33 protein-coding genes, 1 tRNA gene and 1 riboswitch are annotated in these 23,330 nt (G+C 43.8%); of the genes, 6 read left to right on the forward strand and 28 right to left on the reverse strand.

What is annotated here, in order from left to right; genetic code table 11:
- Positions 1–2: 2 nt before the first annotated feature.
- From Q5873_RS07965 to Q5873_RS08080, 24 genes are all read right to left on the reverse strand, one after another.
- Entirely contained in the window at positions 3–920 is a 918-nt protein-coding gene (locus tag Q5873_RS07965; protein ID WP_303060303.1) for a major capsid protein, read from the reverse strand.
- 88 nt (positions 921–1,008) lie between these two features.
- The gene (locus tag Q5873_RS07970; RefSeq protein WP_303060305.1) at positions 1,009–1,638 is read right to left on the reverse strand and encodes a phage scaffolding protein; all 630 of its coding nucleotides are present in this window, start codon (positions 1,636–1,638) and stop codon (positions 1,009–1,011) included.
- Positions 1,628–3,043, reverse strand: coding sequence for a phage portal protein (locus Q5873_RS07975; RefSeq protein WP_303060306.1), 1,416 nt, complete (start codon positions 3,041–3,043; stop codon positions 1,628–1,630). The genes Q5873_RS07970 and Q5873_RS07975 overlap by 11 nt, the downstream gene beginning before the upstream one ends.
- Positions 3,044–3,048: 5 nt before the next feature.
- On the reverse strand, positions 3,049–4,284 hold the full coding sequence (locus Q5873_RS07980) for a PBSX family phage terminase large subunit (protein WP_303060308.1): 1,236 nt from the start codon (positions 4,282–4,284) through the stop codon (positions 3,049–3,051).
- The gene (locus tag Q5873_RS07985) at positions 4,274–4,723 is read right to left on the reverse strand and encodes a terminase small subunit (protein WP_303060310.1); all 450 of its coding nucleotides are present in this window, start codon (positions 4,721–4,723) and stop codon (positions 4,274–4,276) included. Before Q5873_RS07985 ends, Q5873_RS07980 begins: the two co-directional genes overlap by 11 nt.
- 368 nt (positions 4,724–5,091) lie before the next feature.
- Positions 5,092–5,634, reverse strand: coding sequence for a hypothetical protein (locus Q5873_RS07990; RefSeq protein ID WP_303060312.1), 543 nt, complete (start codon positions 5,632–5,634; stop codon positions 5,092–5,094).
- Positions 5,631–5,864: a hypothetical protein gene (locus Q5873_RS07995; protein ID WP_303060314.1), complete on the reverse strand. Its 234-nt coding sequence runs from the start codon at positions 5,862–5,864 to the stop codon at positions 5,631–5,633. Before Q5873_RS07995 ends, Q5873_RS07990 begins: the two co-directional genes overlap by 4 nt.
- 19 nt (positions 5,865–5,883) lie before the next feature.
- Complete coding sequence (locus Q5873_RS08000) at positions 5,884–6,108, reverse strand: hypothetical protein (RefSeq protein ID WP_303060316.1); 225 nt, start codon at positions 6,106–6,108, stop codon at positions 5,884–5,886.
- A gap of 1 nt (position 6,109) precedes the next feature.
- Positions 6,110–6,595 carry a hypothetical protein gene (locus Q5873_RS08005; RefSeq protein ID WP_303060317.1) on the reverse strand — a complete coding sequence of 162 codons (486 nt, stop codon included), beginning with the start codon at positions 6,593–6,595 and terminating at the stop codon, positions 6,110–6,112.
- Position 6,596: 1 nt separating this feature from the next.
- Positions 6,597–6,980 carry a RusA family crossover junction endodeoxyribonuclease gene (locus tag Q5873_RS08010; protein WP_303060318.1) on the reverse strand — a complete coding sequence of 128 codons (384 nt, stop codon included), beginning with the start codon at positions 6,978–6,980 and terminating at the stop codon, positions 6,597–6,599.
- Positions 6,977–7,219, reverse strand: coding sequence for a hypothetical protein (locus Q5873_RS08015; protein WP_303060320.1), 243 nt, complete (start codon positions 7,217–7,219; stop codon positions 6,977–6,979). Before Q5873_RS08015 ends, Q5873_RS08010 begins: the two co-directional genes overlap by 4 nt.
- 15 nt (positions 7,220–7,234) lie before the next feature.
- A complete protein-coding gene (locus Q5873_RS08020) occupies positions 7,235–7,690 on the reverse strand; it encodes a hypothetical protein (protein ID WP_303060321.1) in 456 nt (151 codons plus the stop codon).
- A gap of 14 nt (positions 7,691–7,704) precedes the next feature.
- A complete protein-coding gene (locus Q5873_RS08025; protein WP_303060323.1) occupies positions 7,705–8,460 on the reverse strand; it encodes an MBL fold metallo-hydrolase in 756 nt (251 codons plus the stop codon).
- Positions 8,411–9,478, reverse strand: a complete 1,068-nt coding sequence (locus tag Q5873_RS08030) for a recombinase RecT (protein WP_303060324.1) — start codon at positions 9,476–9,478, stop codon at positions 8,411–8,413. The genes Q5873_RS08025 and Q5873_RS08030 overlap by 50 nt, the downstream gene beginning before the upstream one ends.
- A gap of 11 nt (positions 9,479–9,489) precedes the next feature.
- A complete protein-coding gene (locus tag Q5873_RS08035; protein ID WP_303060325.1) occupies positions 9,490–11,430 on the reverse strand; it encodes an AAA family ATPase in 1,941 nt (646 codons plus the stop codon).
- Between the two features lie 9 nt (positions 11,431–11,439).
- Positions 11,440–13,086 carry a PcfJ domain-containing protein gene (locus Q5873_RS08040; RefSeq protein ID WP_303060327.1) on the reverse strand — a complete coding sequence of 549 codons (1,647 nt, stop codon included), beginning with the start codon at positions 13,084–13,086 and terminating at the stop codon, positions 11,440–11,442.
- A gap of 22 nt (positions 13,087–13,108) precedes the next feature.
- Positions 13,109–13,681 carry a hypothetical protein gene (locus tag Q5873_RS08045; RefSeq protein WP_303060328.1) on the reverse strand — a complete coding sequence of 191 codons (573 nt, stop codon included), beginning with the start codon at positions 13,679–13,681 and terminating at the stop codon, positions 13,109–13,111.
- Entirely contained in the window at positions 13,665–14,396 is a 732-nt protein-coding gene (locus tag Q5873_RS08050; protein ID WP_303060329.1) for a hypothetical protein, read from the reverse strand. The genes Q5873_RS08045 and Q5873_RS08050 overlap by 17 nt, the downstream gene beginning before the upstream one ends.
- Before the next feature lie 29 nt (positions 14,397–14,425).
- On the reverse strand, positions 14,426–14,746 hold the full coding sequence (locus Q5873_RS08055) for a hypothetical protein (RefSeq protein ID WP_303060330.1): 321 nt from the start codon (positions 14,744–14,746) through the stop codon (positions 14,426–14,428).
- Between the two features lie 3 nt (positions 14,747–14,749).
- A complete protein-coding gene (locus tag Q5873_RS08060; protein WP_303060331.1) occupies positions 14,750–15,262 on the reverse strand; it encodes a hypothetical protein in 513 nt (170 codons plus the stop codon).
- Positions 15,263–15,304: 42 nt separating this feature from the next.
- Positions 15,305–15,484, reverse strand: a complete 180-nt coding sequence (locus Q5873_RS08065) for a hypothetical protein (protein WP_303060333.1) — start codon at positions 15,482–15,484, stop codon at positions 15,305–15,307.
- A 116-nt stretch (positions 15,485–15,600) separates the two neighbouring features.
- Positions 15,601–15,783: a hypothetical protein gene (locus tag Q5873_RS08070; RefSeq protein ID WP_303060335.1), complete on the reverse strand. Its 183-nt coding sequence runs from the start codon at positions 15,781–15,783 to the stop codon at positions 15,601–15,603.
- Positions 15,771–16,151: an SAM-dependent methyltransferase gene (locus Q5873_RS08075; RefSeq protein ID WP_303060337.1), complete on the reverse strand. Its 381-nt coding sequence runs from the start codon at positions 16,149–16,151 to the stop codon at positions 15,771–15,773. Before Q5873_RS08075 ends, Q5873_RS08070 begins: the two co-directional genes overlap by 13 nt.
- Positions 16,152–16,516: 365 nt before the next feature.
- Entirely contained in the window at positions 16,517–16,675 is a 159-nt protein-coding gene (locus tag Q5873_RS08080; protein WP_303060339.1) for a hypothetical protein, read from the reverse strand.
- Positions 16,676–16,732: 57 nt separating this feature from the next.
- On the opposite strand from Q5873_RS08080, the gene Q5873_RS08085 reads away from it, so the two are divergent.
- Complete coding sequence (locus tag Q5873_RS08085; RefSeq protein ID WP_303060341.1) at positions 16,733–17,377, forward strand: hypothetical protein; 645 nt, start codon at positions 16,733–16,735, stop codon at positions 17,375–17,377.
- Here the strand turns inward: Q5873_RS08085 and Q5873_RS08090 are convergent.
- Positions 17,334–17,549 (reverse strand): hypothetical protein, encoded by a 216-nt coding sequence (locus Q5873_RS08090; protein WP_303060343.1) that lies wholly within the window; start codon positions 17,547–17,549, stop codon positions 17,334–17,336. The two genes, Q5873_RS08085 and Q5873_RS08090, sit on opposite strands and share 44 nt — an antisense overlap.
- A 32-nt stretch (positions 17,550–17,581) precedes the next feature.
- The gene (locus Q5873_RS08095; RefSeq protein WP_303060344.1) at positions 17,582–17,782 is read right to left on the reverse strand and encodes a helix-turn-helix domain-containing protein; all 201 of its coding nucleotides are present in this window, start codon (positions 17,780–17,782) and stop codon (positions 17,582–17,584) included.
- A gap of 147 nt (positions 17,783–17,929) precedes the next feature.
- On the opposite strand from Q5873_RS08095, the gene Q5873_RS08100 reads away from it, so the two are divergent.
- From Q5873_RS08100 to Q5873_RS09695, 4 genes are all read left to right on the forward strand, one after another.
- Positions 17,930–18,319 (forward strand): helix-turn-helix domain-containing protein, encoded by a 390-nt coding sequence (locus Q5873_RS08100; protein WP_303060346.1) that lies wholly within the window; start codon positions 17,930–17,932, stop codon positions 18,317–18,319.
- Entirely contained in the window at positions 18,316–18,591 is a 276-nt protein-coding gene (locus tag Q5873_RS08105) for a hypothetical protein (RefSeq protein WP_303060348.1), read from the forward strand. The genes Q5873_RS08100 and Q5873_RS08105 overlap by 4 nt, the downstream gene beginning before the upstream one ends.
- A 14-nt stretch (positions 18,592–18,605) precedes the next feature.
- Positions 18,606–19,727 carry an SAP domain-containing protein gene (locus Q5873_RS08110; RefSeq protein ID WP_303060350.1) on the forward strand — a complete coding sequence of 374 codons (1,122 nt, stop codon included), beginning with the start codon at positions 18,606–18,608 and terminating at the stop codon, positions 19,725–19,727.
- Positions 19,728–19,902: 175 nt separating this feature from the next.
- Entirely contained in the window at positions 19,903–21,402 is a 1,500-nt protein-coding gene (locus Q5873_RS09695; protein WP_367997321.1) for a recombinase family protein, read from the forward strand.
- Here Q5873_RS09695 and Q5873_RS08115 read toward each other — a convergent pair.
- Together Q5873_RS08115 and Q5873_RS08120 are read right to left on the reverse strand one after the other, a co-directional pair.
- Positions 21,365–21,440, reverse strand: a tRNA-Lys gene (locus Q5873_RS08115). The two genes, Q5873_RS09695 and Q5873_RS08115, sit on opposite strands and share 38 nt — an antisense overlap.
- Before the next feature lie 62 nt (positions 21,441–21,502).
- Positions 21,503–22,033, reverse strand: coding sequence for an SHOCT domain-containing protein (locus Q5873_RS08120; protein WP_303060353.1), 531 nt, complete (start codon positions 22,031–22,033; stop codon positions 21,503–21,505).
- A 233-nt stretch (positions 22,034–22,266) separates the two neighbouring features.
- Positions 22,267–22,358, forward strand: a riboswitch (SAM riboswitch).
- A 67-nt stretch (positions 22,359–22,425) separates the two neighbouring features.
- Here Q5873_RS08120 and Q5873_RS08125 point away from each other — a divergent pair.
- Positions 22,426–23,250, forward strand: a complete 825-nt coding sequence (locus Q5873_RS08125) for a MetQ/NlpA family ABC transporter substrate-binding protein (RefSeq protein ID WP_028255400.1) — start codon at positions 22,426–22,428, stop codon at positions 23,248–23,250.
- Positions 23,251–23,330 lie beyond the last annotated feature (80 nt).

Genomic DNA, 23,330 nt, shown 5'->3' on the forward strand with positions numbered 1-23,330 from the left:
CGTTATAACGTTGCGTCCGCCTGATTGATTTTGTGCTTGAAAGCAACCATGCGAATGTCCTTTGGTTCGTATACACGCTTCCAATTTGTTTTATCTTCAAGTTCCTCAGGCGAAACCGATTCAACATTTGCTCGCTTAGCATTCTGCCATGCAATTCCTCGTGGGTGTAAGATGAAAACTCGACGCGTAATGAGGTAATCAATGCCGGCGCCAATCTTTGGATCACGCGCAATTTCTGAAGGCTTGTGTCCTACCGGGGAACCATTACCTAATGCTATTGCGCCACTACCGAACAGATATGTAGTATATACATCCCCATCAACAGGGCACCCATCATCCACAATAACCCGGCGACCTTGATAGGTATCGAATTCAACGTCTGTAGAGTCGCGTTGTGTATCGATTAAGTTGCGCTTCTTCAAATACGATTTTGTGGCGCTGTGCATTACCACGCCTGTAAGCTGACCTTGTGCGTCTCCAAGCAGCTGTAAAGCATCAATGAAACTTTCAGCGCCGATATTGGCCGCCTTGCCAGTCATCCCGGAAATGTCCAGCACATGATCCTTCATGCTCGTTGAAGCAAATACACCTTTGAGTATAGAAATTAGCTCAAGCTGCATTTGACGGGCCCAATAGCCTGCCACTAAATCACCGATAGCCGCCATTGGGTCCGTTCCTGCGAGCGCTGCTGAAAGATTCGTCGCAGCATGCATAGTGAATCGACGAATAGTTGTAGACACATCTTTATTCGACGTGATTTTATTCGCAGCTACTTCTTGTCCTTCAAGCATATTTTGTGCACGGCCGGACAAGTCTTCAAAGAACGGCATGTTGTGCGTCGGTGCCGCTTCCGAAGCTAATTCATCAAATTTCTTTGAATTAACTACAATACCGCTATTGTATAAAGCAGAAAGTTCCATAGTTCGTTTGATGCTATATTTATCAAAAAACTCTGGCACAATTACGTCACTAATAGTAGTCTCTCCCATATTAATTCCCTCCTAACAATTAAATTACTACGCCCGCTTCAGCTGCTAACTGCCGGGCCTGTTCTGGGTTTTCTCTGAACAGTCTGCCCTGTTCAGTAAGATTAAACGTCTCTTTAGCGAACGGATTCTTTGTCGCCGGGCCTGCACCACCCTTAGGTGTATAGCCTGCTGACTTAGGTTCCTCTTTCGCTTTGAACAAAAACGCTTTTTCTTTCTTCAAGGTTTCCAGCTGTTCCTGCAATCCGGTGAGTTTACCGTCGTCACCGAGGACGATTGTTTGACGATTAATTAAGCCGGCGACGATATCTACATCCTGTGCATCACCGGATACGGCTAAGCGGATGGCATTATCTACTTTCAAAGCTTTCATATCCTCTTCGAACTTCTTAGAGGCTGCTTTGTTAGCTTCTTGCAGTTTATTAATCTGTTCCTTCAGCGCATCTGTATCACCACCCGCTTTCTGAAGCTCCGTAAGCTGCTTATCCCGCTCCGTCACCGTTTCGGTGAGTTTCTTTTTCTCCTCGCTGACCTCATTAAAGCGCGCTACAGGTACATACTGACCTTTTAGAAACGAATTGATTTCTGCCGTAGCATTCGCCTTTTTTTCATCTGCGATGCCTAATTTCGCTAATAGTTCATCAAGTGTCATTCTTGTCTCCTTCTTCAGTTTTTACCGTGGTTTTCTGACCCACGCCATCAGGATACATAGAGTCTTGCTCTTCTTCAGCTTGCAGCTCTTTTTCCTCATCCTCTGCATTATCGACAAAGGGATGATTTTTTAAGATTGTCTTGCGGCTAACAACACCCATCGATTGGCTGCACATAGCAACCAATTCGGCATCATTGCGGATGCTCGTCCGTGTCCACGTCTGTGTAATCGTTCCGATATCGTCTCTGCCTTTTGAATGACATATTGCGCGTATCAGCCGATTAAATCCGAGCCGGAACTCCGTTTCTGTCATTCCCGCCTTTAGCTCAAGTAACGAATAGAGAAACTTCATCGCCTCACCGCTTGTACCATCGAGGCCCTGCTGCGTTGGATCAACGCCTTGCCCGTGGTCAAAGATGGCTTTACGAGTCGTATCTAGCATTTCTTTCCTCGCTTCGACCGGAATATCTATTGTCAGCGTCGATACCCCGCTGCGATCGTCTGCGCCCATGCTGTCGATCTGGACTGTTTTCTTGAACTTCAAATCGTTTAGAAACTCGAAGGTGTCTTGCCCTGTGTAGTTAGTCAAAATAAAAATGACCTCTTGCACATCTTCGAGGTCATTAAGAAATCCGCTGTACACTTTGTCGTACGCATCAATCAATTTTTTTACGCGCGACAAGTCACTTGACTCTATGCTGTTGTTTCTGAACTCAACAAAGGGGACTGCTCCCATATTATGCTTGTACACACTCGTTTGCTTTGACTCTCCATTGTCAATTAACTCAAACACCGGAGCATACTCTAGTAGGTCAAGGTCTCCGCTCCGCGTACGAAACACTTCACACTCCGTATCAGTCCAGTACTCGTACACGGTATACGTTTCGCCGCTGTCATCGTCAATATCCTTATACGTCCGGAGAACCGCCTTTACTTCATGAGCTATTGATGGATCATGAATTGAGATAATCTGCTCCGATGGAACAACCGCCCAGCGGAATGTGTTGTTATCATCAATCCAGTAATGCACCCATGCCCTTCCGGCATTACACGCTCTCACGCATAGCTCTTGGGCGTTTTTGGTATACATATCTCCGAGCGTTTCTGCAATGTACTGATTCAGCACATCGTCTTTGACATCAAACAGCGGAGGGGCGGTAAACATATATGCCACTTTTTGGTCTACTAGCAATGGGTAGAAGGCATTCGCTACTCGATTATCCGCTGTGCGCAGAGGGTTTTCTTTCTCTCCCTCGAGTTTGCGTCGTCGTTTATCCTGACCTGGCGCTGTGAGGATATCATTCTTCACGCGATAATACCTGTCTGCCTCTATAGCTTGCCGTGTAAATCCTTCGTGCCCCTGTATATGTTTTTTAATGAGCTTCTTTGCTGCTTCTAAATTCAACTATGTCACCTCCTTTCGCGGCGTGTATATTCTTCAACAGCGTAGCGCATCGCATCCATTAGATGATTAAAATCATCTATAGGGACGTTTAGTTTCTTGCCTGTAGTATCTTCGTCCCATTGATAATTTTGAATTTCAGTAATGAAGTTCACACATTGCGGATGAATGATAATTTCAAAGCCTTGTACAAACTGAATACCTGCCCGGACGCTGTCCTGTCCTTTGCGAGACGGGCGCATTCGCCGGATGCCTTTTCGGCGAATTTCTGCGATAGATTTAGGCTCAGCACTATCCGCCACTATCCGTTCCTTTGCATACCCCATGTCTGTAATCTTCTGCGCTATTTCGTCATTAATAAGACCTCTTTGATATATCTCATCGAATACATACAGCTTCTTTTTCCCCACGTCAATTAGGCCGCAAAAAAGGGCGGTCGGGTCATTAGTAAAACCAAAATCAAGGCCAAACACAGACCGAACGCCCTCTTGTTTAGAGATGTCATTCACATTAAATTCTCTGATATTCCAATTTTCGTATACTAATCCGTCAACAACGCCCCATTCCCCTAGGCCTGCTACCTTGTAGCGCTTTGGATTTATTTCCTTCATACGCTCAAAAACTTTCAAGTCGCTTTCATCAAGAAATTCATTGCACATGTAATTAGTTGTAATCGCCAACGTATCCTCATCAGGGTTATCGAAAAAGCGCTTCTTTATCCAATGTCCCTCGTTCCATGGATTCAGCGAGAGCGTAAATTGCTTATACAATCCCGGAGGTGACTGACCACGAATCGATTCGTCAAGCATATCAAAATCTGCTTCATTCATGATTTCGTACGCTTCTTCAATCCACACGAAACACAGTACACCAACATCAACCGCAATGGATGTAATTTTCAATGGGTCATCTAAACCGCGAAAAAATATCTTTTGCCCCGTGGGCTTGTAGGCAATCTCCAATGGCGATAGCTTGCAATCAAACCATGCTTCTACACCTAGCCGGCGCATTGCCCAGCGTAACTGTGCGTAGCAGCTATCCTTTAACGTTCTAAATGTTTTACGCACAACTAATACATTTGCTTCCGGGTACTTAATGATGTTAAAAATAAGATTAAGTGCCGTTGTAGCCGACTTCTTGCTCGCACGACTACCTTTAACAACCCGATAGCGTCCTTTGAATAGCCAAAAATCGCGATATCCTTTGCCCACGATTTCCGGCAAGGAGATTATTCTATGGCTCAAGGTCATCCTCCCCTTTTATTACTACAGGCACAATGCTGTCAACTTTGACTTTTTCTGTAAAGAGCTGGTGACGCTTGCCCATTAACTCGGCCGCCTTGATACGGTCGCGGGCGCTTACTTGCTTCTTTACAATACGCGCCTCGCTATAGCCTTCCCCCGAGCCTTCGACAACAATCACTTCTTCTTCCAAGTCGCCACGGATTGTCTTCGATAGAAACGCTTCCACTTCGGCAGCAGACGCTATCGCCTTCGTAAAGTATTCAGATCGCAACTCTTGAATCCGGGTTTGAACCTTAACATTTCTTAACAGCCTACTTGCTGTTGCTTCCGCCGTTTTTTCACTGTATCCTGCCCTAATAGCCGCCTGCGTAGCATTTAAATCAACTAGATATTCTACACAGAATTTTTCTTGTTTCGGTGTTAATTTATCATTAGCCACACAGGCCCTCCTTTCACTTTAATACATCGCCACTAGGCCGTTTATACCGTCTGTTCTCCTTACGGATTTTTGGCGTCTTACTTTTAATCAACGTATCCGGCGGTGCATATGATCGACACATACCCTCGATACGAATCGCATGCGCCTTGCACCAGCCTTTTCGGTTGTTCAAGCAATGTTTTTTCTCACAGTACACATCAGTCAATATCTCACCGCCTTTCTTTGCATAAGAAAAAGACACCGCTCTCGCGATGCCTTTTTCAACTATTCTTGCTATAGGAGTGCTATATGAAAACCAGTAAAACCAAGCAACTAACGTTTTACCCAATTTCAACACACTATCATTATAAAATATTCATTCCGCCATATCAACGACAACATTCCGCCAAATTGCCAACTCCCCACAAAAGTATCGAAAGCTCAGATATACCGCGGCTCGCCAGCCTTTCAGCCGTCCTTTGTGACACTCCAATTCTGTTGGCGGTGGCACCCATGTCTTCTCTTTTGACATAAACGCGCCATATTACCTCGAAGGCTTTATCCCCTTTCGCTTCACAGCTCTGCCGGTATGCCAAGAGCATTGTGTTTACATGAGCAAGCATGACAATTGTTTTTTCCCTACTCTGCCTGATGGCGGCAACTTTGATGTGTCCCCGGCGGTCGAAGGTATCTGTTAAGACCGCCTTAAATTCGTTTGGGTTCATATCAACGATTGACACAACGGCGTTATCAATATGCTCATGTAGCCGGTCATATTCTTTCAGCAATTTCTTTGTATTATACAACAGTCGCTTGCGTCTATTTTTCGCAGCCTCTTCAATCTGTTCATTGAATACCCTAATCGCAGTGCGTGATGCAAGAGCGATAATCTCTTCTTGCGACAACACATGAGTTTCCTGATTTTCTATCACTGATGCGAGTCCTCCTTCAAGTTTCTTAATTTGCCTAAAAGCGATTCTTTTCTCGATGCATCAAACATCTCTTCTAAGTTACGAACACGTTGACTGAGCATCCAGTAGTTTTGCCACAGTTGATCCTTCTCTTCTATCGAGTCAGAAATGGCCCTGTATATTCTCCACCCTGCATATATCGCGCAAGCCGTAATTGATATCAAGCCTATTATTTTTAATAACATTTCCATTTTTTCCTCCATAATTACTTCAGAACTGCTCTATCCTTTGCATTTTAAATCTAAACGTTACCGTATCGACAATCAAATTAAGTATGTCACCATCTGACTTCTCTATGCGTAGTAAATCACTAACAATATAAATATTTCTCCCCGCTATAATTTGCGCTTTATCTTTTTGCAACATCATTACTGCTGTAACACCGCTCATAGCACTTAGTATATTCTTTTTCACATTCACAACATGCACTATCATCTTACATTCTCCCTTTATTTGCCATTTTATAAATTGCTCCTTCTAAATCATTTAAATAAGTTTCACCAACTTCAATTACTTTTGATAATTGTGTGCTAGCATTAATCAACATTTTATTATCAGGGCCTGCACTCTTTATTCGCTCATCAATAACCCCCTTTATTAGCTCCCAGCATTTATTCATCATTGTCGCGTTCAAATATTCTTCTATCTTTTCCTCTGCTGTTGTTTTCTCGTCGCTATAAGAGGTTAGCAATTGTTTAATTTCTATGCATCGTCCGCGCGGTAATAAATCAAAATCATCCTCCAAAGGGAATGGATACATTTGATATCCTTCTTCCGGAACTTCATAAAATATAGAATTGATACACTCTCTTCGTATTGGCTTTTTCTTATACGCAGAGGCTCTCAGTGCCTCGTTCTCGTCTCGGGCAAGATACCGGTATCCATTGTCATACAAAAATTCTAATAGCTTCATGTAATTCATATTATTCACCCTCATCCTCAAATGCAGGCCATATTTTTATAATAGCCCGCGGATTTTCTTTATCTAACCCGCAAATTCGTGACAAATTGTAACACAATATCCACTTATCATCTTCAATGATGCCGGCGGTCTGTAATATATCCGACGTCGCCTGCAGCAATCCGACCAAGTCCGGCCACCACCGTCTGTCCGGAAGCCAGTACAAGAACTCCACTTGTACCGGTCCGGTGATTGTCGGGAGGTGTAACGCTTTAATCTGCTTCACAGCATCACGTTCATATTTAATAAATGCTTCCGATGGCAGCACTCTTGTAAAATTTCCTCGACGCACAACCCGGCTACTGTTTTTCTTCGTGGCCGGTCTCCCGGTAATGACAAATTTCATCCAAACAATCCTTCCAACGGCTCCGCCGGGTTTTCCAGCATCAGCACTCGATCACTCACTTTCCTGCGATGCTTCTCTAGCCGGAGTAGCCATTTATATTCAAACTCCAAGCGTTCCTGGCTTTCCGGAGCGGATTTCCCTGTGAACATACCTTCATCGCATATGTGACTACGCAGACTCTGCGTGATAAGTAGAAGCTCCTGAGATGCCTCCTTCATGAATTCAAGTTCAGACATCATATCGCATCACCTCCGTCAGGATGCTTGTTCCTCTGCTGCTTTCACTGCCATTTCTGTTTTCTCGAACAAATTCATCTGTGCGCGCCGCCCACGGGCGAATAGAGTGAGTTCATCTATAAGGTTTGCTACAATAAGCTGCATCCCGCCTACAACCACAATGCGCTGCGTTTTAAATTCCAATCTATCGCCTTTCTCATACGTGCCGACGCCATAAAGTTTAATTTGCCCCGGTACATCATCTGCGCCATAGTTAAAGAATTCAATTTTGTAAAACGATACGTCTTCAAACCCTTGGAGCGGCTGTACTAATCCTAATACATATTTTTTCATTGCGCCCCATACCGCATATAATTCCGGACGAGGGAGCTGCTCTGATGTCAACGATACTTTATCGTTACAGCTATCGAGGGAATCATCGCTGTATTTTAGTTTTATTTTATCCTCATATATTTCTGCTGACGAAATATACATACTATCGCCTCCTGCTATGCGTCTGCAACGGTTACATATTTACCGGTCGCATTTTCTACCTTGCGTATGAACAAATCTGCATCTGAATTATTATCTGAGAGATGTAGCAATCGTATTTCTTTCACTTTAGACAAGTCATTTGCGAGAAGCCATTCTATCGCATTGTCGATAGAGAAATGACTATGCAACAATCGCTTGCGCATCTTACTGTGCATCTCACTTGTCATATAGCGCCGATTTAAAATGTCCACGCTATAGTTGGCCTCTACCAATATGTGCGTCAAATCTTTGAACGTATACCGACAATAATAGGTATCTGTGATATATACCAGCCTCTCATTGCCGGCGCATAGATAAAATCCAACACACGGCACATCATGTTCTAGTCGGAACGCCCGCACAATCCATGGTGTTTCGCCTTCAAAGCGTACAAAACCATCTTCCGGAAGAAGCTTCACATAATGATTACTTGCTACCCCGAGCTCTTCTGCTGTTTCACGGAGCATGTAACACGGCACGCCTAGCTTCAGTAGCTCTTCTACTGCTTTAGAATGATCACCATGGCTGTGCGTAATGAACGCTGCTCTAATAGACCTGATAGCCAGTCCTTGCTTCCACAGTTCCCTCAATGGGATACCGGCGTCAAGCATAATATTGTAACCTGCCGTAATCGATACGATATGACAGTTACCACGCGAAGAGGAGCCGAGGCTCCTCACGCTAATCACGGGTATCGGCGAACAGGTCCACGCCACCTTCCGCCGGCTCATCAATTAATTCACCTGTCACCGGATCCATATACACCGGTTTTGGCATATCCGGTGTATCATCTAGCGGCGGTGCCGGCTTACTTTCCAGTTCTGGGATATCAGCTGCCGCTTGCGCCGGCACATCAATGAATTCTTTATTCGCATTTGCAGAAATTGTCGCTTCTACTTCCATATCGGCCATACGGTCTTCCGCCGCCTTCATCAGATTATACGCATCGTCGATTTTCGATGCGTCGATTGTCAGAGCATTATAGGCGGCCCGCTTAATCGTCTTCAAGCACATTTCCGGATACCAGCCTTCGACGTGTTGTTTACCCGTTTTTCGGCCGTTTTCCCATACATCTTTTTCGCCTCCCCAAAATTCTACAGAGGCGCGCGCCGGTTTGCGCTTTTCAATATCGTCAAGTGACATTGTAACGATTTTATTTTTCGCATTCCCAGGTCCATAGTCGTAGTAGTAGAAGCCGCCGACGATGGTCCCTCGGTCAAACGGATTCGTGATTTCAAACTCATAGTTATCACAGGGAGTATTCATGCCTCGCTTAATTACTTTAAACTTATCCGTGCTGTAGATTAATTCACAGATAACCGCCTGCGGCGGGTCAAGGGCGTACTTCTTCGCTACAAGCTCTAAGCCTTTATACCCTTTCATGAATACGATGTTATATTTGCCTGTATGCTTATTCGCATACGGAATGAGATACAGGTGATTACTCTGCTGAGGATCAAGACCCACGCGGCAATGTGCTACCACATCACGCGCCAGCGATGGTAAGTCAATATTCTCCCAGCTATACGGGATTGGTTCCCGGTATTTCTCCGACTTCGCCAGCCGTTTCTCTTCCGCTAGGTTCAGCACATTGTCAAGATTAACAAAGTAATTCTGCCCTAGCCGTTTCTGCGCATCCGTAAGCGCCAGGCCTTTGCCGTTGATGGCCGTCATCTCCTTGCTGACCATCGCCAGGAATCGTTGCCCCATTGTGGGCTGTGTTTCTTGTGTTGTCGTTACGTTAGACATACTTCTACCTCCTAATTGCAAATAAGCTCTTTACAGCTTTCATTAACAACAAGCCGGATAACCTGACTGTCGCAATCAATAAACCGTGTTACCGCCTCAGCGTTATCGATGAACACCGGCGCCGTGACATCGTAGTGCTTAGATATCGTATTGATAATATCGAGTCCGATGTTAATTCGCGCCGCATTATTGAGCGACCGGAACGGCACATCGTTATACATCGTCTCGCAGCACTCAGTAATGCCACCATTGATCTGCTCTTCAAACAGCTTAAACCGTGCTAGTTTGAAGTTCTCTGCAATGCTATTCTCTATCTCATTGATTTTTATCTTCGTGAACTCTTCAATGAGATACGTTCGTTGCATGAGTTCTTCATACTCAATCGCGAGTGCCCGGTTTTGCTCTTCCAATTCCCGTATACGTTCCTGCGTCTTGACATTAATTTCACATGCAGCAACGTCCATATTCGTTTTTGCTAAATCGATTTTAAATGCGGCAATCTCTTTGTCGATATCAGTTACCCGGTCTGCGGACAATAGTTCCGCATGTTTCACTGCTTCCTCTGATTGCTGAATCGCTACCTGCAGTTGTTTACATTCCTCGTCAGAATTAAAATCGATGCCTGTGTCGAACAGCTTACAACTGAATTCGAAATCATCACGCTCCTTTTCTAACAGCTCGTATTCCTCATTCAGCAATTTATATTTTTGTCGTAATCCTGCAAGCTCCTCTTCTACCTGCGTAAAATCTTCTTTGGCCTTTTCGATAGCCTCTTTCGTCTCTCGCAAATTACGAGATTTTTTCATATTAAACTGCTCACGCGCTCGTTTACGCACCGATTCCACTTGTTCCACAGGCAGCGGCTGATGGCATACATTACAATGCGTATCGATTGTATCCACATACTCTGTCGCATTGATCGTATCGAAGGACATTTGCAGCTCGCTGAGAGTCTTCGACAGCCGTGCTAGAACCTCATGAGCATCCTTAGTACGCCGCCCATTTAGTAGCATCATTCCTTCTAAGTTGTCGAGCTTGTCTGCATACGCGCCAAGTTTACGCTTGTTCGCTGCTTCGCGTTCTCTGGCTGAAGCAACTATCTCATCCTTACGCGCAGCTAGCTTTCTCTTTAGCTGTATCAACTCTCGCTCTTTGTCATGCAAAGCATCTTCCGCCGTGATTAGGGAACGCTCTTTATATTTTGCGTCGATGAGCTTCGATAGCTCATCTCTACGTGAGATGAGGCGATCATAGTCACCAGTATCTTCTACAAGTGTTTTCGCCAACTCATCGATACGCGGCGGAATGAGTTTCAATTCATCGTTAATTGCCCGCCGGCGCTTTTCGATGATTTTCTTCTCATCATCGATGCTACGCTTGCTCACTACCTCTAGCAATGGTTGTAGATTATCGTGACGACTAATGATAGTCGCATCATCTATCTCGCCACAAATAGCAACTAACAGCTTTCTCCTATCCTGCCAACTCATTTGTTCGTTGAAGTAGAGCGGATTTGTAATGAGTTTGAACAAATCTTCCTGAATAAGAGAGCCTATAAACTCTTTGTACTCCTTCTCCTTAATCGGAACCCCGTTCACCTCATATACCGTCGTGTGCCCGGTCAGTTCCTCTGTCGCACTGCCGCGCTTCCGGGTATAGTTTTCCCGGAACGTCCTGCGCAGGGTCACCTCTCCGTCCTTTGTCCGCAGAACTCCTTCCACCGCATGGTCTAAGCGGTGGATCACCTGTCCATCTGGTCCAATTGTCTTGATTTCAAAATCCTTGCGATTCCGGCTATCCTTGCCCCATAGCAGCCAGCAGAATGCATCGAATAGCGTCGTCTTGCCGGTGGCATTATCGCCGTATATTGAAATTGAGCGCCCGTCCGGAATATCTAGTACATAGTCCCGCAAACCTTTAAAGTTTTCTAGTCTTAGTGATAATAGTTTCATAGCATCCTCCTATACAACTGTTGCCTCTATATCAATATCCCGTGTTGCCGGGATTAATTTTCTACTCCGAATCCAGTCCATAACCACGGCATTCATAGTATCGTCACTGGCCACAACTTTGTTGTATGCCAGCTTTGCCTGGACAACCTTCTTCCACCGTCCGTCTTTTTTAGCAATCTCTAAGCAGGCTACCGGCTCTCCGTTATTATTCGCCACCAAGACAACTGCTTTGTCGCCATCTGAGCAACTGCGTCCGTAGCTACCGACGCAAATATGCATACGCTTTCCTGCGTCAATGAGTTGGTTCGTGTTGTCCGGAGAGATGAACCTATACTCTCCCATCTTGGCCACAAACCGTTTATGTACTCGAATTGGCAAATCTCCGCCACGGTCTCGCTGCTGCCACACGAGCAGCGCATCATGAATGTCTCGCATGCGCCGGGGCAAGTTACGAATAGCGTTCTGCTTGTTAAATCGGCTAAGTCCTCTGAACATCAAGAACACATCCGCTAATGCTTGATCTCCATCAAATCGCCTTTCGATGAACTCCACAGTACGGTTATCGCCGTACTGCTTTACCATCGCTTTGGTCAGCATAGTGCATTCTTCTAAATTTACTAGCGGTGTAATTGACCGCCCCAGCACGAATACATCTGAAATTTTGTTTAGCAGGCGCATGATAAGTGACGGCTTATCCGTAAATCCTATCCGCTTAGCGAAGTACGCCATAGATGGATCCTTCGTAATCGCCCTGCGCCACACGCGTCCCGTGAGATTAAATTCACTCATGACTGCATCTACAAACGATATCCCCTTCTTGGTCCGCTCAAACACACCTGCCGGCAATAAATTGTCGTTCATCGTTGACAGCCGGTATAGCGTCAACTGTGTCAGCCTTGATGCATCCGGGGCCAACAGCTTCCAAATCATCGCTCTGATTGGTTGCTCGAAATATCCCTTCTCGTTGCATGCTGTCGGCGGCGCAAAGACATCACGCACTTTATAGCCGACGGTCTTTTCTAGCTTTCGCTTAAACGCATTGCGAAGTACTGTTAGTACATTTCGCAGTCCATCTCGATGCTTACTCGCCCGTGAAGAGCCATTTAAAAATGCCCCCAAGAAGCCTGTTCTATCAATCAGCGCATCATTTCTAAACTCGGTAAGTAAATGAAATGTTTTCCCCGCTGGTAATATCTCAGAAATGGCTTCCCATTTCCGAGTCGAATTGCTACGCATAAAAATAGCTTTTCGCGATTTAAAATCAAAGCGAATTTTCTGACGAACGGCGGCTCTGTCTGTGAATACGTTGGTTTTATCTACCGCCACCGTATTCGCTAAAAATATCAGGTCGATAAAATCTGCCCCCTCCTTGACGGACACATCCATGTCCGTCGGCACAAGCTGGTCCTTCTTAGCAAAATACGTACTGACATTGTCGTCGTATATAGACAATGCCTCTCCGCAAAATGGGCAATAAAAAAATCTGCCCGAACCCACGTACCCGCCTACATTGTATTGCGGGGTAAAGTTTCCGACGAAGGATTCTCCGCATCCATGATGATAGATAGCGGATTGCTCCTTTCCATAGGTATATTCCACATACCGCCGGATAATATCGTATGCCGTCGGAATATAGTAATGTGCTATTGTTTCCATTAGTTGCTCCTATATCTTTTCTTCACTTCATCGTCTTTGCTTCTACGAGCTCAAGTACCTTCTTCTGCAAAGGCAATGCATTGCTTCGTGCTTTTGCCAACGCCGGGCTTGCAGAAATCGCAGCATCTATCCTTGTCGCTTCTTCGCGACGCTCTTCTTCCGCGGCGTATGCCCGCATAAAATGTGCCCGCATAAGCGGAATATTCCCAACGTTGTCGTAACAAATTTCCTGCCAAAATCGTTTAGCTACCGTCTTCACATTATCCGGAAGCGTCTCCAATCCCTTTTCATAGCCATGTGAACCGGCCGCGTGGAGAGCCATGCTCCACGCCTCGTCGGCTGGAATGTACTCTACGCGCTGTACGGCAGCTGATACCTTAGCGCATTCTTCCTTTATCTCTGCAATACTCGGCAAAAACTTGCTTGTATCGATCAAATTAAGGATAGCCGCCTTCACTACAACGGGATTAAGCATTGCCAACCGCTGGATGTATAAATCCATCTGCTCCTCTGTAAAGTCCCTGCGATAGGCGATTTGCAGTAGCCCTACCGCCTTGATAATGTCGCTTAGCCCGGCTTCAATAGTCGTCGGCATCTTTCACACCTCCGTACTTCTCAAGCATCTTCTTTGTTAAATCCACAGCATTACTCTTTTTAGCCGGCGCCGAAAACAGGTTCCATTGCTTACTGTTCCGTTCCCACGTCCGAACCGCAGCCTTCCAGTCCTTCATCTTTGACTTGCCAACCATCCATCCGTTTGACTCGTAGTAGTCGTAGAATTTATCCGGATCGATGTCATTGCCTCGTTCTATACAGTAGGCTCTAACCTCTTCACGGGTCGGCTTAACAAATTGTTTTGAACGGGTGCTTTTCTTTTTTATATTTTCTTTCCCATTGTCTAGTCTAGTCTTGTCTAGTCTAGTCTTATTATTGCGCTCGCCGTGTGGGTCGGCTTGTAGGTCGGCTTGCGGTTCGGGCTGTAGGTCGGCTTGCGGTTCGGCGTGTGGTTCAGTTTGCGGCTCTCTGGTAGCCACAAGGGACACGAAATGGTAAATCGTTGAGAGGTTCCCTTTCCGGGAAGTAAAGTCTATCACTCCAGCCTGTTTAAGCTGATTTCGTGCTCGCTTAACACCGGCCGGGGATAGCTTCGTTTTGGCTTGTAGCGTTGAAATTGACACGGTAATGTCCTTCTGCCATCCTGAACGATTAAATCGATTGAGCAGCGCATACCATAGCGCCACCGCAGGAGTCGAGAGGTCATTGAACTCTAGCAATTCATCGAACGCCTTGGCCTCCTCTATATAACCCATATTTCACCCGCTTTACTAAAATCACCTTCCTAAAACAAATCCATTGGTTCTGCGAATAAATCCACTGTAGCCTCCTCTTCCGGAGTATGTTCTGCCGGCTTAGTTTTTGCAGGGGCGGCTGTTACGGCCGCCTCCTGTTTCACTGACTGTTTCTTTTCGGCAGCTTTCGCTTTCTTAGTTTTCTCTTCATTATCGAGCAATTCGATAACAAGTGATGTTGCCGCAATGCAATCATCGCAGTAACGGAGTGCCGCCTGCTTGCGCGGCTCGTCAGGTATCTTTGCAATCATCTTGCGAATTTCTTCTGCATTACCTTTTACAGACTCCATCATTCCTTTGTTCAGTGCCATAATTTACGCCTCCTCCATTAGCTTAGCCAACTCGGGGGCATACTCATCAGATAGACCGGATAGGCTTGTCAGGCCTTTGGCTTTAACCCACTGATTGAGCTTGATCGTATTGGCCGGCGACTCTTTGTACCAAACTTGTAGCTTCGGTAACAATTCCTTCATCGTCGGGGATTTTCTATTTTCCGGTACCGGCGCAGGCGTTGGTTTCTGCTCCGGAGCTTCTTCCGGAACGGCCGGAATTTCTTCTACTTCCTCTTCCGGATTTTCCGGAACGCTAGGGACTGAGGCAACTTCCTCTTTCTTAGCTACTTCCTGAGCTGGTTCGGAAGCTTTCTCTTGATGTTTAACCTCTGCTGGCTCTTCCTTTTTCAGAGATGTATCTTCAGCACTCTCTCCGGATTCCAATTCCAGCTTCTCCCATTCTTTAGCCGTGTGGACTTGATACCCTAACTCTTTTAAAAATTCAGACATTTCTTTCGATACTTTTCTTAGCGTTCCATCAAATTCAATTTTCATAATGTTCTCCTTGTGTTATACTTAATACGAATAGTTTTTTCTTTAGGCCCTTTTGCCGTTGCCGCGGCGAAGGGCTTTTTCTTTTGTCCGTTGCCGGATATACTTCGCATGGCACAGCGGACATACCTTTTCTACACTGTGAGTTTCTTCTAAATACATCAGGCACTGCGGCCGATGCGTAATCTCTACACCACAATTCTTGCAAATTTGCCTCTTAGCCACGCCGATTCCCCTTTCTTTCTAACTGCGAGATGTCAATTAGACATCCTACTGCCAACATAAATATGCCGATGCTTACGACGAGCAACTCTGTTCCTATAGATGCGTTTGGATCCACATCAAGCGTTGAGACTGCTCCTACGCATAATATCCATCCTGTCACCCACATCAGATATTTGATGCCGTTCATTGTCTCTCACCTCCTTCCACGCTTCAAATTCGGTTACCAAATCCGGGTTACGATTGAACGCAGCCCGGATTTCCCACGCAAGGTCATGGCAGAAATCCTCTAATCTATGCACTCCAGCTCCTCCCTTCCGTCTTTGAAAAAGATAAACCATCGTGTTTTACCTTTCTTGTCTCCTAAGAGCGGCTCACGGCCGATTGCCTTGAATAAGTCTCTCGCCGATATCTGTACCGTTGACCACTTCATGATAAGCGTTCCGCCGGTTGCGAGTACCCGCCATGCCTCGTCAAAGCCAGCCTTGATGTGCGGCTGCCAGTTCTTAGGCAACACACCATACTTACGCGCAAGCCACGAGTTCGCTCCGGCTCGGTTCAAATGCGGCGGATCGAAGATGACGAGTGGAAAGATGCCATCCTCCCATGGTAGATGTCGGAAATCATGAAGAGAGTCCGGTTTGATAACTAGCTTCCGCCCATCTGACATTTTCTCGTCCACCTCACGCCAATCATTGAAGTGGACTGCCGGTGTGTTTTTATTGAAGTAGAACATCCGACTTCCGCAGCACACATCTAATGCCGTCTCCGGATACTCCGGAAATTTATTTTTCATTCGCTGAACCCTCCGTCTTTGTAAATCCATACGCAAACCGAAGTGACGTCGCTAACATTTGTATGAAAAGCGTTAACTCTCTATCTGTTAAGCCCTTTAAATGGCTCGTTATATAATCAACCTTCTGCCCAACGGCTCTCACTAAAAACTTGTATCGAGCTCTGGTAGAGTACTGGTGATTACTGTGCACTTGATTCACTTTGTTCTCCTCCTTTTCATCATCTCCAGCGTTATAACAGTTAATCATATTTAGGCCTTAGAACCACGGTATAACCTTCGGCAATTGGTGTACAATCATATTCATCAATTACTGCAACGGTTATACCGTTTTCATTTACCACTCGAATCTGTGTATACAAATCGCTAAGCATACGATTCTCTTCCTGTTGGTTGTCCATTTATGTCACCTCCCTAACTGCCATATGTTATAATTTCCCTAAAAAGGATGTGTTATTATGTCTAAATACTCTAAAAATCCCACTTCAATTAGCGCCATTGAATCTATTAAAGAATCACGAAATTTTATCAACGACTGTATAAGCAGTCCTTCCTCCAAAAGAGAAGCTGAGTATAAAAACAGGACTGAATATTTAAAAGAATTGCGCAAGTGGCAAGAAAATGAAATCACTCTAACTACCAAGGAAATAGAACTGTTAGTATTGACTATTGGTGAAGGCACCTCTACTTATCAGAAGTTACTCTCTGTCGTCCCTCGCCTAAATTCCGCTACGTTATGTACGTATCTAATTAACCCGCCTGCCCCCAAAGAATTTGCGGGTATGATTTCATCTATAGGCAATCTCTATGATTACAATCCGAAATTCTTCAAGTTAACTTCAACGTCTATAGACCTCATCGCCCCTTATGAATTTAAACAGTCAGATGCTTTTGCTCTCTCTATCGCCGGAGAAAATACACTGTATCGGCTAAAGAAGGAGCAATATATGCTAGAATTAGCTGAGAAAAGCTTGTCCATAGCTGAAGAAAGTTTAGAACAAAGCAAGAAATCAACAAAATATTCTAAATATGCGACATACACAGCAATGGCAAGTATCGTTACCGGTATCCTAATAGCAGCCATGCAATTCTACTTAAATTAAACAGAATAATTATTACTGATATCGTTATAATCACGATATTAATTCGGGTGAGGTACTTTGCATCATCTACTGCTTCTTCTGGGGTTTTATAGTCTTTTCCCTTCAAAGCTTCAAAATATCTCTTTACCGCTTTAACTACTGCCTCGCATTTGCGGGGCTTTTTTTCTTCCATTCTGTCCACCTCTTTATGTTGCTTTTTGGCAACTATGGAATTAAAAAAAATTCGCTTGCAGATAATCGATAATGCTTACACATCCTACGGACTTCTTCTAGCCCAAAATCTGCCCCATTTCGTCTATGAAGCTTATTATTAAATGTAGCACGGTCAATTCCTAAAAAATCTGCAGTTTCTGATTGTTTAATGCCATTTTCTACTAACCATGCTTGAAATTTTTTATATGCCATCTCTACCACCTCCTTTGTTTCCACTTGGCAACTATATAATACCCTGAACGAGTTGCTAAGTCAACAACTTTATTTAAATATTCCGCAATTTTGTTGCGCTACGGAAACTTTTATAGTACAATTATTACAGACGGGAGGTGTAACAAAATGACCTTAGGGCAAAAATTAAAAAATTTACGAACACGAAAGGGATTGTCGTTAGACGAGCTTACAAATGAATTAAACAGCTTATATAATCTTAATCTTTCTAAGGGTTCTATATCTCGCTGGGAAAATGATTTACGAGAACCAACTAACTCTAAACTTAGTGCATATTCTAAATACTTCGGCGTATCACTGGACTGGCTGCTAGGAATAGATTCTCAAGCGGGTTATTATACAGACCCAGAAACAGCCGAACTTGCCGAAAAATTTAGAAATAACAGTGATCTCCGGGTACTGTTCCAAGCATCCGCGGACCTCTCTCCCGAAAAAATGAGAGAGGCATATAATTATATTAAGTTCCTACGTGACCAAGAAAAGAGTGAAGCTGATTGAACATAAATATTCTATTTTCCAATAATTTTCCTGTCGATCAAGGAGCCGCCGTTATTGATAACTTCGATGGCAGTTATACAATGATAATCAGTCAGCATCTATGCGAAGAAAAAAGACGGGCTGCAATCGTCCATGAGCTGACACATATTAAACGAGGAGATTTAGACACTATTGATATTGAGACTAATATTATCGAGAGTTTAGTTCGGCACGAATTAGAGGAAGATACCCGTCTCGATGGAATTAACTTTTATTATCACATTGTTGATTAAAAGGAGGTTGTATTGTGTTTACTCCCATCCTGGTAATAATTACGCTCTTCTTAATATACAAACTTGCGAGCTGGTATGTTAAAAATTCATCAACTATGTCATCCAGTCCCCCACAAAATACAGATATCACGGACACAAATGAGCCTGATGTTGATAATTGTGAAAGTTATGAGGATTATGAGGGGCACGCGGCAAGATATTCATATCCGCCTCTTCCTAAGGAAATAAAGGAGAAAATATACTTAGCTCGCATAGCAAATGCAATTAGTGGAAAAAGGTTTGACGTTAGCAAGCCTCAATCTTTTAAAGATAAATATGGCTATCATTGGAAAAAAACAGTAAAACTACTCTTAAAAGATAATTATCTATATTTAGAAAATAACTATAGCTCTCTTAAAATTTCAGAACTAAAAGATATTTTAAAACATCATAATCTAAAGATTTCTGGAACAAAACAGCAATTAATAGATCGGCTGAATACCTTAAACACTAAGGTAGACTTAGGATATAAGAAAACATATGCTCCTACTGATTTAGGATTACAGTTAATAACTGCATACCAACCTTTTGTATGGAGTGAGTCATCTGCATTTTTCGATATACAAGATGAAGAGCTATATTTTTTCCTGACTAAATTAAAGGAATATGGAAATTATCAATCCGATTATGAGGCAATGTGTGACCTTTTGAAACTCAGATTTAAAAAGTCGATTATAGAAAAAGAATGGCATCATGCCTCAGGACTCATGAGTTCCCTCTATAGTTTTCAAATGTCTCGTAAAAAATGGGAAGAATCATTAAAAAGCTTCACAAAATACTTTTATTGCACTATTTCAGGGCTATCTTTTAATGACTTTGTTTATCCGATCAATAAAATTGAATTATATCCGTTCCAAAGAAAAGATTTAAATAGAATATTACAGGAATTAAACATTCCTGACGATGCTATAAAAACAATATGTTTTTTAGCGCTAGATGAAATTGTTAACGAATGGCCCTTCTCATATTTTAAAAAAGAAACAGTCTATGAATTTCTTTTAGACTTTATAGAGTCGCTAGATATTGATTTGACCTCATATGAATCTCTGCCGATTCCGTCTCAATTTCGATATCCTAGATACCTCTTGAGAAGATAAAAAATCCCCGCCCACTCAACGGGATGAGATAGATTGACAAAAAAATCCCCCACCCCGCTGCAACGGGGTGAGGGAGAACTTAATCAGCACAGGGCGTGCATAAGAAAGTCCAAACAACTTATATTATACACGCTCCGGGCTAAGTTTACTATACCTAAAAAGGAGCGTGTTTTTTATGTCCAAAAATAAAAAAACAGCAGTTATATACGCACGATATTCGAGCGATCACCAACGAGAGGAATCTATCGAAGGTCAAATTCGCGTCTGTAAGGAATTTGCAAGCCGTCAGGATATAACTATCATAGGCACTTATACTGACCGTGCTATGAGCGCAAAAACGGCTCACAGGCCTGAATTTTTACGAATGATACGTGATAGTGCCTCCAAGGCATTCGATTATGTCATAGTGTATCAGCTTGACCGCTTCAGCCGTAACCGGTATGACAGTGCAACTTACAAAGCCCGCCTCCGGAAAAACAACGTCAAAGTATTATCAGCGATGGAGAACATCAGCGATGATCCATCCGGCATCCTAATGGAGTCGGTACTCGAAGGCATGGCAGAATACTATTCGGCCGAACTGGCGCAGAAAATAAAACGAGGCATGACCGAAAACATATTGAGCGGTCGCTGGGCCGGCGGTACAGTTCCGTGTGGGTATAAGCTTAGTCCGGACAAACGATTATTACTGAATGATAATGCCGGGGCTGTGAAGCTGGCCTTTGAAAAATACCTCGAAGGATATTCTAAAAAATCAATTGCCGAGATACTAAATCAAGCCGGCTATCGTCAAAATACCGGTAAGCAGTTTACTCAATCGACTATCAAGGTTATGTTAGCTAATGAAAAATACACCGGTGTGCTGACTTGGCGAGATGTTCGAGTTCCGGATGTACTGCCACAAATTATCTCTCCGGAAATGTTTGCGCAAGTTCAGGCCTCTCTGAAACGCCGTTTTAAAAAGACGGGCGGACGAAGTGAGCAATACCTTTTATGTGCCAAGTTGCGATGTGGAAAATGTGGTGCCAATTATATTGGATCCTCCGCCATTAATCGTCACAAAATAAAATATTATTATTACACCTGCATGAACCGTCGCAAGCACAATACATGCGACGGCAAAAATCACCGGCAGGAAGTATTAGAAAACTTTGTCATTGATCACACCGTGGCTTTGCTCAAACATCCTAAAATGATAGAACTAATTGCTGAGCAGTGTATAAAACTGAATACAAATGATGATGCTATCGAAAAAGAACGACTCACTGAAAAGTTAACCGTCGCAAAAAAGAAAATGGATAATTACCTTGATGCCATTGCCTCCGGAGTAAGCGCCGAAGGATTGAAAGATCGCATTGCGGCAGTAGACAAGGAAATTAGTGGTATAGAAAGCCGGCTATCTGAGTTACAACTAACCAGTAGAGGATTCAATGTAACGAAAGAACACATCATGTTCTTCCTAGAAAAAATAATAGCAGGCGACCTCAGAACCGAGAGCGCCCGCCGCAAAATCATTGATGCCTTTATCCGGGAAATTGTTATTTACGATGATAAAATCGAAATCTCCTATAATTACAAAAGCGAACTCCCTACACTCCCCAACGTAGAGGAAGTAGAAAGTTCGCGAATAAGCAGTGTGGTGGACCACCAGGGGTTCGAACCCTGGACACCCTGATTAAGAGTCAGGTGCTCTGCCAGCTGAGCTAGTGGTCCTCATGACATCGACTATTATATACGGAAATGCCCTGTCTTGTAAAGACCTAATTTAAACTTTTTCAAATTCTCTTTAATAGTACCGCTTTTTTCGCTTCAAACTCCTCTTCGGTTAGAATATGAAGATCATAGAGCTCCTTTAATTTTTTTAACTCTTCATATACGTCTTCCCCATCAGCCACTGATGCAGCAGACGTTAATGACGCTGAGTGTACCGTTGCCGATTCGCCTTGCTGCCCATCTATCTCAGTTGCTGCATTTGCTTTTGGTGCGATTTCTTCTGCACTGGGCAACCGTGCGTCTATCCAAGTTTTCGCATTGTCACAAACACCGCGACGCAACACATCCGTTGTAAACAAAGTCCCCTCATTCCCTTGTATGAGAAGCACTCCGTGCGTATTACTTACTGCCTTATATTCTACCGTTCGTACATCTCGATTTTGAAACGAACCGCGCATACCATACCGCCCTTGATATTCAATAGTGCCGGTAGAGGGCGTAAAAATTAATGTTATCCCGTCAATGCGACTTCCCGGTGAATATGTTTCTGCATTAGCTGCCTTTGATGATTTAAAAAAGTCAAAGAATCCCATACATACCTCCTAGCCTATATCCGCATATGCATTGCTTCCGCAAACTACGTCTATCTTACCGCTTCCAACGGCTCATCGTTTTCCCGATTTTAATTGCTTTACAACGACTTTCCCTCTTGTTACTTTTCTTAATTATATCATATTCTTTTTTAGATGTTGTAACTCTCTCTCATTTGCCTCTTTACAAACCTTAACTTTCACGATATACTACTGTCCATAGGAGAACAACATATTTTTTATCGAGAGCGATGGAGGGACTGGCCCTATGAAATCCGGCAACCATTCGATGGTGCTAATTCCTGCGGTGTAGACCGAGAGATAAACTTGTACATACAACGATGACTCGGCACACGCAGTCATCGCTTTTTTTATGAGAAAGAAGGAGGATTCCCATGAAAAAATTATTTGCTTTAGCCGCCACGGTTGTACTTGGTGGGGCCCTATTATTATCCGGTTGTGGCAGCGACAAAACCGCATCAGCCGGTGGCGATCAGAAACAAGTAACCTTAACTATCGGAGCATCTCCGGTGCCCCATGCTGAAATTTTAGAGCAAGTAAAACCAATTCTTGCTAAAGAAGGCATCAACTTAAAAGTAATTGAATTTACTGATTATGTAAAACCGAATATGGCTCTTAACGATAAAGAGCTGGATGCCAACTTCTTCCAGCATGTACCGTACATGGAAAAATTTGCCAAAGAACACAATGAAAACTTAGCATCTGCCGGTTCCGTTCATGTCGAACCGATGGGCGTATACTCGTCTAAGATCAAAGATTTGAAAGAGTTGCCGGACGGTGCTAAAGTAGCCATTCCTAATGATCCTACTAACGGTGGTCGCGCACTTCTTCTCTTGCAAAAAGCCGGCCTCATTTCCTTAAAGGATCCCAAAAATATTACGGCTACTAAAGAAGATGTAGTAGACAACAAGAAAAATCTTCAGTTTGTAGAATTAGAAGCTGCACAATTGCCGCGTAGTCTTGATGATGTAACGGTTGCTGTTATCAACACCAACTTTGCATTGGAAGCCAACCTTAATCCGTTGAAAGATGCACTTGCCTTGGAAGATAAAGATTCCCCGTACGCTAATATCGTAGCTGTACGCAGCGGTGACCAAGATCGTCCGGAAATTAAAAAATTAATGGCTGCACTCCAGTCTCCGGAAGTAAAGAAATTCATCGAAGACAAATACAAAGGTGCTATTTTACCGGCCTTCTAAGGTCTTACCGGTAAATTCACACGTAAAATAAAAAGAAGCTGTAATGAAACGAGTGAAACATCTCATTTCGTTACAGCTTC

Origin of the sequence: Veillonella magna (assembly GCF_959600285.1) — a bacterium.
In the GTDB taxonomy this organism is placed as follows: Bacteria; Bacillota; Negativicutes; order Veillonellales; family Veillonellaceae; genus Veillonella_A; species Veillonella_A magna.

Coding starts and splice junctions, on each gene's coding strand:
- Q5873_RS07965 (WP_303060303.1), bottom strand. CDS start 920: ATGGAACTTTCTGCTTTATACAATAGCGGTATTGTAGTTAATTCAAAG.
- Q5873_RS07970 (WP_303060305.1), bottom strand. CDS start 1,638: ATGACACTTGATGAACTATTAGCGAAATTAGGCATCGCAGATGAAAAA.
- Q5873_RS07995 (WP_303060314.1), bottom strand. CDS start 5,864: ATGGAAATGTTATTAAAAATAATAGGCTTGATATCAATTACGGCTTGC.
- Q5873_RS08000 (WP_303060316.1), bottom strand. CDS start 6,108: ATGATAGTGCATGTTGTGAATGTGAAAAAGAATATACTAAGTGCTATG.
- Q5873_RS08005 (WP_303060317.1), bottom strand. CDS start 6,595: ATGAATTACATGAAGCTATTAGAATTTTTGTATGACAATGGATACCGG.
- Q5873_RS08010 (WP_303060318.1), bottom strand. CDS start 6,980: ATGAAATTTGTCATTACCGGGAGACCGGCCACGAAGAAAAACAGTAGC.
- Q5873_RS08015 (WP_303060320.1), bottom strand. CDS start 7,219: ATGATGTCTGAACTTGAATTCATGAAGGAGGCATCTCAGGAGCTTCTA.
- Q5873_RS08020 (WP_303060321.1), bottom strand. CDS start 7,690: ATGTATATTTCGTCAGCAGAAATATATGAGGATAAAATAAAACTAAAA.
- Q5873_RS08025 (WP_303060323.1), bottom strand. CDS start 8,460: ATGAGCCGGCGGAAGGTGGCGTGGACCTGTTCGCCGATACCCGTGATT.
- Q5873_RS08030 (WP_303060324.1), bottom strand. CDS start 9,478: ATGTCTAACGTAACGACAACACAAGAAACACAGCCCACAATGGGGCAA.
- Q5873_RS08035 (WP_303060325.1), bottom strand. CDS start 11,430: ATGAAACTATTATCACTAAGACTAGAAAACTTTAAAGGTTTGCGGGAC.
- Q5873_RS08040 (WP_303060327.1), bottom strand. CDS start 13,086: ATGGAAACAATAGCACATTACTATATTCCGACGGCATACGATATTATC.
- Q5873_RS08045 (WP_303060328.1), bottom strand. CDS start 13,681: ATGCCGACGACTATTGAAGCCGGGCTAAGCGACATTATCAAGGCGGTA.
- Q5873_RS08050 (WP_303060329.1), bottom strand. CDS start 14,396: ATGGGTTATATAGAGGAGGCCAAGGCGTTCGATGAATTGCTAGAGTTC.
- Q5873_RS08055 (WP_303060330.1), bottom strand. CDS start 14,746: ATGGCACTGAACAAAGGAATGATGGAGTCTGTAAAAGGTAATGCAGAA.
- Q5873_RS08060 (WP_303060331.1), bottom strand. CDS start 15,262: ATGAAAATTGAATTTGATGGAACGCTAAGAAAAGTATCGAAAGAAATG.
- Q5873_RS08075 (WP_303060337.1), bottom strand. CDS start 16,151: ATGTCAGATGGGCGGAAGCTAGTTATCAAACCGGACTCTCTTCATGAT.
- Q5873_RS08080 (WP_303060339.1), bottom strand. CDS start 16,675: ATGGACAACCAACAGGAAGAGAATCGTATGCTTAGCGATTTGTATACA.
- Q5873_RS08085 (WP_303060341.1), top strand. CDS start 16,733: ATGTCTAAATACTCTAAAAATCCCACTTCAATTAGCGCCATTGAATCT.
- Q5873_RS08090 (WP_303060343.1), bottom strand. CDS start 17,549: ATGGAAGAAAAAAAGCCCCGCAAATGCGAGGCAGTAGTTAAAGCGGTA.
- Q5873_RS08095 (WP_303060344.1), bottom strand. CDS start 17,782: ATGGCATATAAAAAATTTCAAGCATGGTTAGTAGAAAATGGCATTAAA.
- Q5873_RS08100 (WP_303060346.1), top strand. CDS start 17,930: ATGACCTTAGGGCAAAAATTAAAAAATTTACGAACACGAAAGGGATTG.
- Q5873_RS09695 (WP_367997321.1), top strand. CDS start 19,903: ATGTCCAAAAATAAAAAAACAGCAGTTATATACGCACGATATTCGAGC.
- Q5873_RS08120 (WP_303060353.1), bottom strand. CDS start 22,033: ATGGGATTCTTTGACTTTTTTAAATCATCAAAGGCAGCTAATGCAGAA.
- Q5873_RS08125 (WP_028255400.1), top strand. CDS start 22,426: ATGAAAAAATTATTTGCTTTAGCCGCCACGGTTGTACTTGGTGGGGCC.